General features: G+C 68.5%; 11 protein-coding genes. 5 read left to right on the forward strand and 6 right to left on the reverse strand.

What is annotated here, in order from left to right:
• Positions 1-78 precede the first annotated feature (78 nt).
• Positions 79-282 (reverse strand): YdcH family protein, encoded by a 204-nt coding sequence (locus AC5P9N_RS09805; RefSeq protein WP_005411823.1) that lies wholly within the window; start codon positions 280-282, stop codon positions 79-81.
• A 90-nt stretch (positions 283-372) separates the two neighbouring features.
• Between AC5P9N_RS09805 and ttcA the strand changes: the two genes are divergently transcribed.
• From ttcA to AC5P9N_RS09820, 3 genes are read left to right on the forward strand one after another with little or no spacing between them, the layout of a single operon-like run.
• On the forward strand, positions 373-1,293 hold the full coding sequence (ttcA, locus tag AC5P9N_RS09810; protein ID WP_171956739.1) for a tRNA 2-thiocytidine(32) synthetase TtcA: 921 nt from the start codon (positions 373-375) through the stop codon (positions 1,291-1,293).
• Positions 1,294-1,329: 36 nt separating this feature from the next.
• A complete protein-coding gene (locus AC5P9N_RS09815) occupies positions 1,330-2,235 on the forward strand; it encodes a recombination-associated protein RdgC (protein WP_005411825.1) in 906 nt (301 codons plus the stop codon).
• Positions 2,236-2,294: 59 nt separating this feature from the next.
• A complete protein-coding gene (locus AC5P9N_RS09820; RefSeq protein ID WP_032128692.1) occupies positions 2,295-3,074 on the forward strand; it encodes a M48 family metallopeptidase in 780 nt (259 codons plus the stop codon).
• Positions 3,075-3,486: 412 nt separating this feature from the next.
• On the opposite strand, the gene AC5P9N_RS09825 is transcribed toward AC5P9N_RS09820, so the two are convergent.
• Positions 3,487-4,353: a methylglyoxal synthase gene (locus tag AC5P9N_RS09825; protein ID WP_099485046.1), complete on the reverse strand. Its 867-nt coding sequence runs from the start codon at positions 4,351-4,353 to the stop codon at positions 3,487-3,489.
• 167 nt (positions 4,354-4,520) lie between these two features.
• Between AC5P9N_RS09825 and AC5P9N_RS09830 the strand changes: the two genes are divergently transcribed.
• The gene (locus AC5P9N_RS09830; RefSeq protein ID WP_148239692.1) at positions 4,521-6,929 is read left to right on the forward strand and encodes a response regulator; all 2,409 of its coding nucleotides are present in this window, start codon (positions 4,521-4,523) and stop codon (positions 6,927-6,929) included.
• On the opposite strand, the gene AC5P9N_RS09835 is transcribed toward AC5P9N_RS09830, so the two are convergent.
• The 3 genes from AC5P9N_RS09835 to AC5P9N_RS09845 form a co-directional block, all read right to left on the reverse strand.
• Positions 6,915-8,360: an FAD-dependent oxidoreductase gene (locus tag AC5P9N_RS09835; RefSeq protein WP_005407507.1), complete on the reverse strand. Its 1,446-nt coding sequence runs from the start codon at positions 8,358-8,360 to the stop codon at positions 6,915-6,917. The genes AC5P9N_RS09830 and AC5P9N_RS09835 overlap by 15 nt on opposite strands.
• An 84-nt stretch (positions 8,361-8,444) precedes the next feature.
• Positions 8,445-12,899, reverse strand: a complete 4,455-nt coding sequence (gene gltB, locus AC5P9N_RS09840) for a glutamate synthase large subunit (RefSeq protein WP_154329118.1) — start codon at positions 12,897-12,899, stop codon at positions 8,445-8,447.
• 174 nt (positions 12,900-13,073) lie between these two features.
• The gene (locus AC5P9N_RS09845; RefSeq protein ID WP_005407509.1) at positions 13,074-13,463 is read right to left on the reverse strand and encodes an I78 family peptidase inhibitor; all 390 of its coding nucleotides are present in this window, start codon (positions 13,461-13,463) and stop codon (positions 13,074-13,076) included.
• A gap of 111 nt (positions 13,464-13,574) precedes the next feature.
• Between AC5P9N_RS09845 and AC5P9N_RS09850 the strand changes: the two genes are divergently transcribed.
• The gene (locus AC5P9N_RS09850) at positions 13,575-14,630 is read left to right on the forward strand and encodes a DNA topoisomerase IB (protein WP_005407510.1); all 1,056 of its coding nucleotides are present in this window, start codon (positions 13,575-13,577) and stop codon (positions 14,628-14,630) included.
• Here AC5P9N_RS09850 and AC5P9N_RS09855 read toward each other — a convergent pair.
• Positions 14,608-14,916 carry a putative periplasmic lipoprotein gene (locus AC5P9N_RS09855; protein ID WP_005407511.1) on the reverse strand — a complete coding sequence of 103 codons (309 nt, stop codon included), beginning with the start codon at positions 14,914-14,916 and terminating at the stop codon, positions 14,608-14,610. The two genes, AC5P9N_RS09850 and AC5P9N_RS09855, sit on opposite strands and share 23 nt — an antisense overlap.
• Between the last annotated feature and the right edge of the window lie 69 nt (positions 14,917-14,985).

The raw sequence follows: 14,985 nt of genomic DNA on the forward strand, positions 1-14,985 counted from the left end.
GGGTCCTGCGGTGGGTGTGGACCTTGGTCCACACCTTCCAGCCGTGCCAACCAGGGTTGGCACCCACCAGGACGGTCTTTAGGCCGGTTCGTCGGGAATCTGCAGGCTTTCCAGCCTGGCAATGCAGTCCTTCAACTGCAGCTTGCGCCGCTTCAGGCGCTTGGATTCCAGCTCGTCCTCGCCGTTGGCGGCCATGCGGGTGATCTGTTCATCCAGCAGGCGGTGCTCGGCGCGCAGGGCGGCGAGGCGTTCGACAATCTCGGCGGGGTCGTAGGTATCCACGGCTTCGAGGATACACAGCGATGATGACCGCCGGGAGAGGGGAATCCCGACCCCCGGCCGTGGCCGCTCCGAGCCGTTAGAATGGAGCCCATGAGTGCCGTGATTTCCCTCCCTGATCCCCAGCCGCGCGCCGCCCGCGATCCGCGCGTGGCCGAGCGCGAGCAGCACAAGCTGGCCAAGCGCCTGCGCCGCCAGGTCGGCGAGGCGATTGCCGACTTCGGCATGATCGAGGCCGGCGACAAGGTGATGGTCTGCCTGTCCGGCGGCAAGGACAGCTACACCCTGCTGGACGTGCTGCTGCAGCTGCAGAAGAAGGCGCCGGTGCCGTTCGAGCTGGTGGCGGTGAACCTGGACCAGAAGCAGCCGGACTTCCCCGAGCACGTGCTGCCGGAATACCTGGCAGGCCTGGGCGTGCCGTACCACATCATCGAGCAGGACACCTATTCGGTGGTCAGCCGGGTCATCCCGGAAGGCAAGACCATGTGTTCGCTGTGCTCGCGCCTGCGTCGTGGTGCGCTGTACAACTACGCCGAGACCCACGGCTTCACCAAGATCGCGCTGGGCCACCACCGCGACGACATGGTGGCCACGTTCTTCATGAACCTGTTCCACCACGCCAAGCTGTCGGGCATGCCGCCGAAGCTGCGCAGCGATGACGGCAAGCATGTGGTGATCCGGCCGCTGGCCTACGTGCGCGAGAGCGACATCGTCGACTACGCGCAGGCACGCCAGTTCCCGATCATTCCCTGCAACCTGTGCGGCAGCCAGGAGAACCTGCAGCGCCGCCAGGTCGGCCTGATGCTGAAGCAGTGGGAGAAGGACCACCCGGGCCGCATCGAGCAGATCGCGCGCGCCATGGGCGAAGTCCGGCCCTCGCAGCTGGCCGACACCACCCTGTTCGACTTCATGGCGCTGGGCCGTCGCGACGACGCGCCGCTGCCTGACGCCCATGCCTGGCTGGCCGGTTCCCCGGCCGACGCCGACGCAGATCCCGAGACGCCCACCGTTTAAGGTCGGTCGCCCTTCCTCTTTGCCATCCGGAATTCCATGTTCTTTCGCAACCTGACGTTCTTCCGTTTCCCGACCACCACCGATTTTTCCGAAGTCGATACGCTGCTGCCGCACGCCCTGCTGAAGCCGGTCGGCGCACTGGAAATGAATTCGCGCGGCTTCATCTCGCCGTTCGGCCGCGAGGAGAAGGAACTGCTCTCCCACCGCATCGCCGAACACCTGTGGCTGACCGTGGGCGGCGAGGACAAGATCCTGCCGGCGGCGGTGGTCAACGACCTGCTCGAGCGCAAGCTGGAGGAGATCGAGGAGAAGGAAGGCCGCCGCCCGGGTGGCCGCGAACGCAAGCGCATGAAGGACGACCTGCTGCATGAACTGCTGCCGCGCGCCTTCGTGAAGTCCTCGCGCAACGACGCTTTCATCGACCTGCAGCACGGTTACGTGGCGGTGGATACCTCCAGCCGCAAGACCGGCGAGTACTTCATGTCCGACATCCGCGGCCTGCTCGGCAGCTTCCCGGCGATGCCGCTGAACGCCGAAGTGGCGCCGCGTTCGATCCTGACCGGCTGGATCGCCGGCGAGCCGCTGCCGACCGGGCTGAGCCTGGGCGAAGAGTGCGAGATGAAGGACCCGGTGGAAGGCGGCGCGGTGGTCAAGTGCCAGCACCAGGAACTGCGCTGCGACGAGATCGACAAGCACCTGGACGCCGGCAAGCAGGTGACCAAGCTGGCGCTGATCTTCGAGGACAACCTGTCGTTCGTCATCGGCGACGACCTGATCGTGCGCAAGCTGAAGTTCCTCGACGGCGCCCTGGACCAGCTGGAGCATGCCGACGAAGACGGCCGCCGCGCCGAGTTCGACGCTCGCTTCGCCCTGCAGAGCGCCGAGATCCGCCGTCTGTTCCTGTTGCTGGAAGAAGCCTTCAAGCTCAGCAAGGCTGACTGAACAGGCAGCCCGACGGCCGCCGGTCATCCGGCGGCCCGAAGCGGCGCTATGCTGGGCGCATGAGCCGTCTGCTGCGCCGCCTGATCAGCCCGACCCCGCCCGCCACCGTACAGCGCGACACCGTTCGCCTGCGCCTGGAGGATGCCGAGATCGAGGTACTGCGCGTGCGCGATCCGCGTGCGCGCCGCATCAAGCTGAGCGTGGACGAACGCGGCGCGCGCCTGACCCTGCCGCCGCGCGCAAGCCTGGTGATGGGCGAACGCTTCCTGGAACAGCACCGCGACTGGCTGGCACTGCAGCTGCGCCAGTACCAGGGCCAGGGCCTGCCGGCACCGCTGCAGCCCGGCGAAGACGGCGTGCTGCCCCTGCGCGGCGAACTGTTGCCGCTGCGCTGGCAGGAAGGCCGCTACGCGCGCCTGGAGATCGACGCGCATGGTGCCTGCGTGCAGTGGCCGACACGTGGTGGTGACGCCACCCTGCGTCGCCTGCTGCGCGAGTTCTACGAAGCACAGACCCGCGCCGACGTCGGCCGCTGGCTGCCGAAGTACCTGCCCACACTGCCGCGCGCACCCAGCCGCCTGCGATTGAAGGTGATGTCCTCGCAATGGGGCTCGCTCGCCCCCGATGGCAGCATGGCACTGGACCTGGCCCTCGTGCTCGGTCGTTCGGAAGCGTTCGAGTACGTGCTGGTGCACGAGCTCTGCCACCTGATCCAGCCCAACCACTCGCCCGCGTTCTGGCACGAAGTGGAACAACGCTTCCCCGCCTGGCGCGAACAGCGCGACTACTTCCAGCTGGAAGGCCGCCGACTGAAGGCGATGCTGCGGCAACTGCTGTAGCGCCAGCGCTACAGCAGTTGCCCACGTATTCTTCCTCTACCCCCGCCTTCGGCGCGCCCCTTCAACAGAAGGGGCTTTCCTCCAGAGAGTGGGCCGGTCAGTCGGGCAGGCTCGACGCTGCACAGGGTCTGCGCAGAGGATGAGCATTCCCCGCCCTGGCAACGCGCCATGAGCGCGCGCAGCGCGCGACCCGCTCCTGCTCTTCTTTTCTTTCTTCCGTGGTGGGCACACCGGAATCTGTCCGTGGCCGGGCGGGGTGGGTTGCGCAGGGGCGTGAGCCGCATGGATGCGGCAACCGAGCTTACAAGGACGTACTTGCAGCGACCCCTGCGCAATCCACCCCGCCCGGGCAAGCACGGCTTTGCCTTCGGATACCACCCACCACGAGGGGCTCAGCCGTTGGCCGAAATCCTCACCTCGCCCGCAACGCCGCCGCCGCCGCCCAGCGCGCCGCCACCCGCGGCGCCGTAATGCACACCGCCTGGTCGGTCACCGTCGTCACCGCGCGCTCCAGCAGCTGGATATCCGCCTCATGCTGGCGCGCCACGTGCGGATCCTCGAAGAAGATCGCGCGCTGGCAGCGCCCTTCCAGTACCCGGTCGGCAATCTGCGCATCGCCGCCCATCGGGCCGCTCTGGTAGCGCGTCACCCAGAGCGTATCGCTGGGCCAGCCACGGCTCCACGCCAGCTCGTTCAAGCGCTGGCCGGTGGTTCCGGTTGCCACCCGCTCACCGAACCGCGCCAGCACATCGAAGTGCTCATCGGCGAAGGCCAGCATCGCCGGCTTCATCGCGTCGTGCGCGATCAGCGCCAGCGTCTGTCCTTCGAACGCATGCAGGTCGTCGGCGCCAGCATCGGCAGCCAGTCCGGCATGGATGCGTTCCACCTCGATCCAGTCGCGCGCGGTGGCCACGGTGGAAATGAAAGGCTTGCCGTGGATCACGCACTGCCGCTTCAGCGCCGTGGCTTCCGGAAACACCGAGGATGGATCGACCGGATCGATCAGGTAGACCGCGCCATCCAGTGTCCGATCCGGCCCCATGCCAACCACCTCGGCCACCAGCTTCATCAAGCCACCCTCGCGACCATAGGGGTAGCGATGCAGGCCCGCGTATCCGGTCAGGAAGCCCTGTCGCTGTATCGCGTCATGGGTGCGGCCGACCGCGTGCAGCGACACGCCCAGCTCGCGCAGGCCGGGTTCGCTGGCGCGCAGCCAGCGGAACAGGGCGGCGCGCGCGTCGTGGTGATGGAGACGGTTGGCAGCCAGGCCGATGCGCATCGAATGCTCCGCAGATACGGGTGAAAGCGGCAGTGTATGTCGCCATTCACCTATCTTGGTGTTTTTACAACTTTCTTCATTGCGCCTAGTCCACGCGCCGCTAGCGTAATAGGCAGCGGTACCGCTGCGCGGCCGTTCATTCCGCCCGCCAGAAGAGGATGCCCATCGTGAACGCCGCTGGCCTGCGTGCCGCCACCGCGGTCGTGGCCGGCCTGCTGTTGCCTGCCCTGGCCGCCGCTGCGGGTTGCAGGACGCCGCTGCGCATTGCCTGGCCCGCCGACCGCGCGCCGTTGTCCTCCAGCGAGCAGGGCCAGCCGCGCGGGCTCAGTGCGCAGTACCTGAAGCTGCTGGGCGCGCAGCGACCACTGCAGATGCAGCCATTGCCAACCGCCGCCATCGCCGAGGGAACGGTGCCGCCCGACGTCCAGGCACTGCTGGGCTGGTCGCGCTCGCAGTTGCCGACGGGGTGGGTGGCCAGTGCGCCCTACGTGCAGCTGCCACAGGTCATCGTGCGGCGCCGGGATGCATCGCCGGTGCTGGGCCTGGAGGCGTTGCGCGGAGGCACCGTGGCCAGTCCCGACCCGCTGTCGCTGGTCGGGGCGCTGACCGAACAGGCGTCTGGCGTGCAGCTGTTGCCCCCCGCCCCCATCGACGACGCCCTGTCACTGCTGGGCACGGGCCTGGTCGATGCCGTGGTCGCCAATCTTGGAGAGGTCGAGGCCGCGTTGCGCCACTATCAGGGCGAGCCGCTGGTAATCGCTGCGCCGGCCGGAATCGACGACGCGCCGGTGCTGGCCACCGTGCCCGCCTGCGCCGACGTCATCCCGGCGTTCGAGCGGACCGTGTCGCAGCTGACCGCGAACGAACGCGAGGCGATCCGCACGTCCTGGCTGCCGAACCAGCCGCGACACCCACCCTCTGCGTCCCCCCTGCGCTGGCTGGTGCCGGCCTCGCTGACCCTGCTGGCGCTCATGCTGGTGTACGCCTTCGGCTACTGGCGCGTGCATCGCGAGAGCGAGCGTCGCCGCGTGGCTGCGCAACGCCTGCAGGAGGTGACCTCGAACCTGCCAGCGGTGGTCTATCAGGCGCGTCGCTCTGCCACCGGCCACTACAGCTTTCCCCAGATCGCAGGCGACGTGCAGGCGTTGTTCGGAATCAGCGTGGAAACCGCCCTGATCGATCATCAGCGCCTGCTGGCAGCGGTTCATCCCGATGATCGCTCGCGGCTGATGGACACCGTCGACGCCGCCGCCCTGGCGCGGGGCCCGATCGATGTCACCTTCCGCACGCGCTCGCCACAAGGCTGGCGCTGGGTCCACTCGCATGGACGGCCGCTGTCCCTGGACAGCGGCGACGTCGAGTGGAGTGGCTACTGGATCGACGTAAGCGGAGTGCAGGCGCGCACCCATGCGCTGGCCGAGGCGCGCCGTGCGGCCGAGCAGGCAGCGCTGGCCAAGGCCCACTTCCTGGCAACCATGAGCCACGAGATCCGTACGCCGATGAGCACCCTGCTGGGCATGCTCGAGCGGTTGGAGGGCAGCGATCTGGATCATCGCCAGCAACAGGTGCTGGTGACCGTGGGTGATGCTGCCCAGATGCTGCGGCAGATCCTGGACGACGTGCTGCACAGCCAACGGCTGCAGGCACTGCCGCTGCAGCTGCGACCCACGAACGTGGCGGCACTGGTGCGCGCGGTGCAGCAGTTGCTGATGCCGGTGGCGGCCAGCCGGGGCCTGCATCTGCGGATCCAACTTGATCCGGAATTGCAGGCCGGATCGCTGGCCGACGGCCTGCGCCTGCGCCAGATCCTGTTCAACCTTGCCGGCAACGCGCTCAAGTTCACCGAGCATGGCGGCGTGGATCTGCAGGTGCAGGTGCTGCAGCAGCACGATCGCGGCCAACGTCTTCGCCTGCAGGTCAGTGACAGCGGGGTGGGCATCAGCCCGGAACGGCAACAGGCGGTGTTCGCTGCCTACACCCAGGCCGAGGCATCGACAACGCGCCGTTTCGGTGGCAGCGGCCTGGGCCTGGCGATCTGCCGTGAACTGGCTGCATCGATGGAAGCAGAACTGTGCCTGCGCAGCGCGCCAGGCAAGGGCACCACCGTGTGGCTGGAACTGGATCTGGACGCCTGTGAGTTGCCTGCCGAGGCATTGCCGCTTCCGGCAGAGGCGGCGCGGCCACTGTCGTCGGCCCGGGTGCTGGTAGCTGAAGATCACCCCACCAACCTGCACCTGCTGGAGCAGCGCCTGCATGATCTGGGTCTGCAGGTGCACGCCTGCACCGATGGTCGCCAGGCCTTCGAGGCCTGGCAGGCGCGGGCGTTCGACCTGGTCATCACCGACTGCCACATGCCGCACATGGATGGCTTTGCCTTGGCACGGGCCATCCGCGCCGACGCCTGCGCGGTTCGCGCGCAGGTCCCGATCATCGCGCTCACGGCCAGCGCGCTGGATCGCACCCGCGAGGCCTGCCGCGAAGCGGGCATCGATCATTTCCTGGCCAAGCCGGTGGCGGCGCAGGAACTGCGGGGCTTGCTGGCCGTGCTGCTGGCGCCGGAATCAGTGCGCCAGTAGGCGGATGATGCTGGCGGCGGCGTCGCGGCCTTCGGCCACGGCGGTCACCACCAGGTCGGCGCCACGCACTGCGTCACCGCCGGCGAACAGGCGCGGGTGCGCGGTCTGGAATGGCAGGCGGTCCTTGCCGCCAGCCACGATGCGGCCGTTGGACCGGCCTTCCACGCCGTGCTCGGCCAGCCACGCCGGCACGGTTGGCGAGAAGCCGAAGGCGATGATCACCACATCGGCCTCCAGCAGCGATTCGCTGCCGTCGATCGGCACCGCATTCTGGCGGCCATTGGCATCGGGCTCACCCAGCCGGGTTTCGACCACGGTCACGCCGATCACCTCATCGTCGGCGCCGGCTTCGATCGACAGCGGCTGGCGGTTGAACAGGAACCGCACGCCTTCCTCGCGCGCATTGGCTACTTCGCGCGCGCTGCCGGGCATGTTGGCTTCGTCGCGGCGGTAGGCACAGGTGACCTTGGCCGCGCCCAGCCGCACCGCGCTGCGCACGCAGTCCATGCCGGTATCACCGCCGCCCAGCACCACCACGCGCTTGCCGTTGAGGTCGGGCAGGGCGATGCTGTCTTCCCAGCCGGCAATCGGCCGGCCCTTCGGATCATCGCCGCCGACGATGCGGCTGTTCTGCACCAGGAACGGCAGTGCCGGCAGCACGCCCTTCAGGTCCTGGCCGTCGAGGCCACCGTCGGTATAGCGGTAGGCACCGGTACCGACGAACACCGCATCGTGGCTGTCCAGCAGCTGCTGCACGCTGAGGTCACGGCCGATCTCCACACCGAGGCGGAACTGCACGCCCATGCCTTCGAGCACTTCGCGGCGGCGGTGGATCACATCCTTGTCCAGCTTGAAGCTGGGAATGCCGAACTGCAGCAGGCCGCCGATCTGCTCGTAGCGGTCGTAGACCACGGCGGCAATGCCGGCGCGCGCCAGACGGTCGGCACAGGCCAGCCCGGCCGGGCCGGCACCGATCACCGCCACGCTGTGGCCGGTCGGCTGCACCGCGCCCAGGTCCGGGCGCCAGCCCGTGGCCAGCGCGGTATCAACGATGTACTTCTCGACCGCGCCGATGGTGACCGCGCCGAACTCTTCCAGCGTGCAGCTGCCCTCGCACAGCCGGTCCTGCGGGCAGACCCGGCCGCACACTTCCGGCAGCGGGTTGGTGCTGTGGCACAGCGTGGCCGCTTCGTGGATGCGGTTTTCCTGCACCAGCTGCAGCCACTGTGGAATGGCGTTGTGCACCGGGCACTTCCAGCTGCAGTAGGGGTTGCCGCAGTCCAGGCAGCGACCAGCCTGGTACTGGGCATCTTCCTTACCGAACTTGCCGTACAACTCGCCCCAGTCGCCGGACGTGCGCAGTTCCACCGGAATGCGCTGCGGCATGGTGCGGGGCAGGTCGAGGAACTGGAAGGCGTGCTTGCGGCTCATGGCGGGCTCTGTGGTGTTTTGCGGTTGCCGGCCAGCGGCCGGCACTACGTGGTCCTGGGTTGCCGGCAGCGGCCGGCACTACCGTTACGCGGCGCGTCGCAGGGTTTCGGTCAGCGACTCGATGCTGGCGGCCTTCGGTTTGACCAGCCAGAACTTGCCGATGTAATCGCGGAACTCGTCCAGGATCTGCTGCGCCCAGATGCTGCCGGTCAGCTCGCGGTGGCGGCCGATCAGGCGGTGCAGGTGCTGGCGGTAGTTCTCGAAGCCCTCGGCGGAGACGCGATGGATGTCGATCAGCTCGTGGTTGTAGCGGTCGACGAAGTCGCGGTCGACGTCCAGCACGTAGGCCAGGCCGCCGGTGAAGCCGGCACCGAAGTTCAGGCCGACCTTGCCCAGTACCAGCACCACGCCGTCGGTCATGTACTCGCAGCAGTGGTCACCGGCACCTTCCACCACCGCCAGCGCGCCGGAATTGCGTACCGCGAAACGCTCGCCGGCGCGGCCAGCGGCGAACAGCTCGCCACCGGTGGCGCCGTACAGGCAGGTGTTGCCGATGATCGCGGTGCTGCGCGCTTCGAAGCGCGCGCCACGCGGCGGGCGCACCACCAGACGGCCGCCGGCCATGCCCTTGCCGACGTAGTCGTTGGCTTCGCCTTCCACTTCCAGATGCAGGCCGCCCACGTTGAACGCGCCGAAGCTCTGCCCGGCGCTGCCACGGAAGCGCAGTTCCAGCGGCGCCTCGGCCATGCCCTGGTTGCCGTGCGCGCGCGCCACCGCACCGGCCAGTCGGGTGCCGATGCTGCGGTCGGTGTTGTGGATCAGGAAGCGATGCTCGCCACCGCGCTTGTGCTCGATGGCCGGCGCCAGCAGGCCGTCCATCTGCGTGGCCAGGCTGTCCGGCGATTCGTACAGGCGCTGGGCGGCGCAGTGGCTGCCCTCGTAACGGGCATCGGCCAGCAGGCGCGACAGGTCCACGCGCACGCCGTCACGCGGCGCGGCCTCGATCTGCCGCAACAGGTCGGTACGGCCGACGATCTCTTCCAGCGAACGTGCACCCAGGTACGCCAGCCAGCCGCGCACTTCCTCGGCCAGCAGGCGGAAGAAGTTCTCCACGCGTTCGGGCTGGCCGGTGAAGTGGTTCTCGCGCAGGCGCTCGTCCTGGGTGGCCACGCCGGTGGCGCAGTTGTTGAGGTGGCAGATACGCAGGTACTTGCAGCCCAGCACGATCATCGGCGCGGTGCCGAAGCCGAAGCTGTCCGCGCCCAGCAGCGCGGCCTTGACCACGTCCAGGCCGGTCTTCAGGCCACCATCGGTCTGCAGCAGGGTGCGCCCGCGCAGGTCGTTGGCCAGCAGCGCCTGGTGCGCTTCGGCCACGCCCAGTTCCCACGGCACGCCGGCATAGCGGATCGAACTGACCGGCGAGGCTCCGGTGCCACCGTCATGGCCGGAGATGGTGATCAGGTCGGCACCGGCCTTGACCACGCCGGCGGCGATCGTACCCACGCCGGCATGGCTGACCAGCTTCACCGACACCAGCGCGGTCGGGTTGACCTGCTTGAGGTCGTAGATCAGCTGCGCCAGGTCTTCGATCGAATAGATGTCGTGGTGCGGCGGCGGCGAGATCAGGCCGATCCCGGGCCGGGCATAGCGCAGGCGCGCGATCAGTTCGTTCACCTTGTGGCCCGGCAGCTGGCCGCCCTCGCCGGGCTTGGCGCCCTGCGCGACCTTGATCTGCAGCACTTCGGCGTTGACCAGGTATTCGGCGGTGACGCCGAAGCGGCCCGAGGCGACCTGCTTGATCTTGCTGCGCTTTGCGGTGCCATAGCGGGCGGGATCCTCGCCGCCTTCGCCGGAATTGCTGCGGCCGCCGAGGCGGTTCATGGCAATGGCCAATGCTTCATGTGCTTCCGGCGACAGTGCGCCCAGGCTGATCGCCGCGGTATCGAAGCGCGGGAACAGGGTACTGGCCGGAGCCACCTCGTCCAGCGGTGCCGGCGTGGCCGCCGGCACCAGTTCCAGCAGGTCGCGCAGCGCCGACGGCGGCCGTGCATGCACGGCATCGCAGTACTGCTGCCAGGCACGCGGGTCACCGCTGCGCGCCGCGCGCTGCAGGGTGGTGACCACGTCCGGGTTGTACATGTGGTACTCGCCGCCGTGCACGTACTTCAGCAGGCCGCCCACGTCCACGTCCTGCTGCGCGTCCCAGGCCTGTGCGCACAGCTCGCGTGCGTCGGCATCCAGGCGCGCGAAGCCAGCGCCACCGATGCGCGAGGCCGTATCCGGGAAGCACAGGTCCACCACTTCCGGTTCCAGGCCGATGATCTCGAACAGCTGCGCGCCGCGGTAGCTGGCCACGGTACAGATGCCCATCTTCGAGATGATCTTCGACAGGCCCTTGTAGACACCCTTGCGGTAACGGCGGCCGATCTGCGACTGCTCACCGCCCTTGCTCAGCTTGAGGATGCCGCGGCGGCCCAGGTCGAACAGGGTCTGGTAGGCCAGGTACGGGTATACCGCGGTGGCGCCGAAGCCGAGCAGGCACGCCATGTGGTGCGGGTCGCGCGCGGTGCCGGTCTCGACGATGAGATTCACGTCGCAGCGCAGGCCCAGCCGCGACAGGTGGTGGTGGATGGCACTGGTGGCCAGCAGCGCGTGCACCATCGGCCGCCCGGCCACCGGGTAGCGGTCGGACAGCAGCAGCATCACCATGCCATCGCGCGCGGCCTGTTCGGCCTCGGCACAGATGCGCTCGATGCCGGCGCGCAGGCCCTCGTCCTCGCTGTAGGACAGGTCGAGCAGGCGGTTGGCCTGCACGTACTGCTCCATCTTCAGCAGCTGGCGCAGCTTGCGCTGGCTCAGCACCGGCGAGTTGAGGATGACGTGGTTCACCGTCTCCGGGCCGGCATGGAAGATGTTGGTCTCCTTGCCGAGCTGGGTGGACAGGGACATCGCGCAGTCTTCGCGCAGCGGATCGATCGGCGGGTTGGTGACCTGCGCGAAGGCCTGGCGGAAATAGTCGTACAGCGGGCGGCTGCGCTGGCTCAGCACCGCCATCGGCGTGTCGTCGCCCATCGAGCCGGTGGCTTCCTGCTCGGTCTCGGCCAGCGGCCGCAGCACCTGCTCCACTTCCTCGCTGCTGAGCTGGTAGAGCTTGTGGTAGCTGCGCAGGGTGGCTTCGTCGAACGGCTCTTCCACCAGCGACGGGTCGATCAGTTCGGTCTGCAGGTAGGTCACGCCCTGCTGCAGCCACTGCTTGTACGGCGCGCGGCCACGGTTGATGCGGTCCACCGCGTCGGAGTCGAGCAGGTCGCCGCGCTTGAGGTCGATGGCGATCATCTCGCCGGGGCCGAGCTTGCCCTTGCGCACCACGCGCTCGGTTGGCACTTCCCACACGCCGGCCTCGGAGGCGACCAGGAAGTGGCGGTCGGCGGTCAGCATCCAGCGCGCCGGGCGCAGGCCGTTGCGGTCGAGGGTGCAGACGGCGTAGCGGCTGTCGCAGGCAACGATGCCGGCCGGGCCATCCCACGGCTCGCTGTTCAGGCCGTGGAACTCGTAGAACGCGGCCAGGTCCGGGTCCTTGAACTCCAGCGACTGGGTGGCCGGCGGCACCAGGATGCGCAGCGCCTGGATCAGCTCCATGCCACCGGCGACCATCAGCTCCAGCATGTTGTCCAGGCTCTGCGAATCCGAACCGTGCATGGAGATGACCGGGTCGAATTCACCAATATCGAAGCGCGGCGTCTTCCACACCTTGCTGCGCGCCTGCGCCCAGCGACGATTGCCCTCGATGGTGTTGATCTCGCCGTTGTGGGCGAGCATGCGGAACGGGTGGGCGAGCGGCCAGCGCGGCAGCGTGTTGGTCGAGAAGCGCTGGTGGAACACGATCGCGCTGGAGGCCAGCTCGCGGCGCTGCAGGTCCGGGAAGAAGCGGCTGAGCTTGTCCGGCAGCACCATGCCCTTGTAGCTGATCGCATCCGGGGTGAGGGTGGCGACGTAGAAGTCGGCGTGTTCGCGCAGCTGCTGTTCGCTGCGGCGACGGGCCAGGAACAGCGCCAGTGCGAAGCCGGCATCATCCTGGCCAACCCCGGCATCGACGAACACCTGCTCGATGCGCGGCAGCGTGTCGCGCGCCAGTTGGCCGCAGACGCTGTCGTCGGTCGGTACCTCGCGCCAGCCAGCGACCTTGCAGCCCACCGCTTCCACCTGCGCCTGCAGCTGCGCGCGGCAGGCCTGCGCCGCGTCGGCGTCATGCGGCAGGAACACCAGGCCGGCGGCGAAGCGTGCGGCGACGGCAATGCCGGCCTCACTCGCCAGCAGTTTCAGGAACGCATCGGGGCGGCGCAGCAGCAGGCCGCAGCCATCACCGGTCAGGCCATCGGCGGCGACACCGCCACGGTGGGTCATGCGCGAAAGCGCGGCGATGGCGGTATCAACCAACAGGCGCGATGGTTGATCGTCGAGCTGGGCGACCATGCCAAATCCACAGGCATCGCGCTCGGAGCGCGGGTCGTAAAGCCCTTGGCGGTTGCGGGGGGCCATCTCTACCTCGATGCGTATAGGGTTGGCGGCGACACTCGTCCCCGCTCATTCCCTGGAGCGCATCGTGAGGCCACCGGATGCCTCGACTAGATCACAGGTTGCTGCAACGCCGCAATACACGGTTGCAGGTGCAACGGAACGCGCCGGCAACCCAGTGCCGGCGCGGGGCGGGACTCAGCCGCAACGCACGCCGCTGACGGCGCCCTTGTCGTCCACTTCGATGTTCAGGCGGTCGCCGAGGAACTCCATCGTGGCCACATCATTGGGCTTGAGCACGCGCACCTGGCTGGCACCTGCATCTTCCTGTGCCTGCTTGCCGAGGGCATCGGTGTAGGCCTGGCCGACCAGGCTCTGTACCTGGCTGGCATCGCAGGTGCCGACCGGCGGAGCCTCGGTGGCCTTGCCGGCGTCGTCGGCCGGCGCCTTGGCTGCTTCGGCGGCCTGCTGGGCGTGGGCGGTGGCCGAATCCTGTTCATCCAGCGCCGGTGCCTGGCAGGCGGTCAGGGCCAGCACGGCCGGCAGCAACAGGGCGGAGAGCGAACGGGCGCGAATCGGGAACGACATCATGACTCCGGAAGGGGTTGTGAAGACCCGAGCATAGCGGCGAACCGGCCCTCACGTGTTTGTCTTGTGTTATCGACAGGATCGCGGCATGGCGACGGCGACACTGGAGACATGCCAACTCCCTCCACCCCCGAACGACAGGCAGCGCGCGCGGCCGGCCTGCGCTATGTCGACGACACCCAGCCGGGCATCAGCCGGCGCCGCGCCGGCAAGGGCTTCAGCTACCGCGATGCTGATGGCCACGCGATACGCGACGCCACCACCCTGCAACGCATCCGCGCACTGGCGATCCCACCGGCCTACACCGCGGTGTGGATCTGCGCCCACGCCAACGGCCACCTGCAGGCCACCGGTCGTGATGCGCGCGGTCGCAAGCAGTACCGTTACCACCCCGATTGGGCCAGGGAGCGCGATGCCGGCAAGTTCGATCGCATCATCGCCTTTGGCGAGGCGTTGCCTACGCTGCGGCGGCGGCTGTCGCGGGATCTCAAGCGCCCCGGTTTCCCGAAGGAGAAGGTGCTGGCCATGGTGGTCGCACTGTTGGCGGACACGCTGGTGCGGGTCGGCAATGAGACCTATGCGCAGCAGAACCGTTCGTTCGGACTGACCACACTGCGAAACCGGCATCTGGAGCTGCTGCGCGGTGGCCGCGTGCGCATGCGCTTCCGCGGCAAGTCCGGGCAGCTGCAGGAGGTCACCGTGGGCGACCGCAGGCTGGGGCTGCTGGTGCGGCGCCTGCAGCAGCTGCCGGGGCAGGCCCTGTTCCAGTACCGCGATGACGACGGTGCGCTGCAGCCGGTCGACTCCGGCGCGGTGAACGACTACCTGCGCGAGGTGATGGGCGAGGACTTCACTGCCAAGGATTTCCGCACCTGGGGCGGGACGGTTGCGGCGGTGCAGGCGTTTGCCGCCACCGAACTGCCGGAACCGGCCAGCCAGCGCGCACTGGCGCAGGCGCAGCGCGCGGTGGTGTGCGAAGTGGCGTCGCTGTTGGGCAATACCCCGGCGGTGTGCCGCAAGGCCTATATCGACCCCTGCGTGTTCGCCGGCTGGGAGCGCGGCGAACTGGCCACGCTGGCCGGCCTGCGTGGGCCGCGCCAGTGGGAACAGGCGACCCTGCGCGTGCTGCGCAGGGCGCGCCGGCTCAGCCGCAGTAGATCGCGGTGATGTTGTTGGTGCGTCCCTTTTCGATGGTCAGGCGGTCGCCGCCTTCGCTGGCCGGCGGCACCCGCGGGCCGTCGTGGCGCAGTACCCGTACGTGCAGGCTGTCGCTGTCCACCCGTGCGCGTGCGACGGTGGCGTCCGACGCGGCCAGGCCAAGTGCGCCGCGCACCCTGTCGCTGTGGCACTGGCCGGAAATCACACCGTCGATCGGCTGTACCTGGGCTACCGGTGTGCTGCTGCAGGCGGCCAGGGCAAAGCAGACGGCGGCGGTGGCGATGGCGTGTTTCATGGAGGCGTTCCTTGTGTGATTGCGTGCAGGGTGCGACGGCGCACGTGGTGGCGGAATGAATGCCGTGCA

It is taken from the genome of Stenotrophomonas sp. YJH_SMC_6 (genome assembly GCF_059371335.1).

Coding starts and splice junctions, on each gene's coding strand:
- AC5P9N_RS09845 (WP_005407509.1), bottom strand. CDS start 13,463: ATGTCGTTCCCGATTCGCGCCCGTTCGCTCTCCGCCCTGTTGCTGCCG.
- AC5P9N_RS09835 (WP_005407507.1), bottom strand. CDS start 8,360: ATGAGCCGCAAGCACGCCTTCCAGTTCCTCGACCTGCCCCGCACCATG.
- AC5P9N_RS09820 (WP_032128692.1), top strand. CDS start 2,295: ATGAGCCGTCTGCTGCGCCGCCTGATCAGCCCGACCCCGCCCGCCACC.
- AC5P9N_RS09825 (WP_099485046.1), bottom strand. CDS start 4,353: ATGCGCATCGGCCTGGCTGCCAACCGTCTCCATCACCACGACGCGCGC.
- AC5P9N_RS09850 (WP_005407510.1), top strand. CDS start 13,575: ATGCCAACTCCCTCCACCCCCGAACGACAGGCAGCGCGCGCGGCCGGC.
- AC5P9N_RS09855 (WP_005407511.1), bottom strand. CDS start 14,916: ATGAAACACGCCATCGCCACCGCCGCCGTCTGCTTTGCCCTGGCCGCC.
- AC5P9N_RS09815 (WP_005411825.1), top strand. CDS start 1,330: ATGTTCTTTCGCAACCTGACGTTCTTCCGTTTCCCGACCACCACCGAT.
- gltB (WP_154329118.1), bottom strand. CDS start 12,899: ATGGCCCCCCGCAACCGCCAAGGGCTTTACGACCCGCGCTCCGAGCGC.
- ttcA (WP_171956739.1), top strand. CDS start 373: ATGAGTGCCGTGATTTCCCTCCCTGATCCCCAGCCGCGCGCCGCCCGC.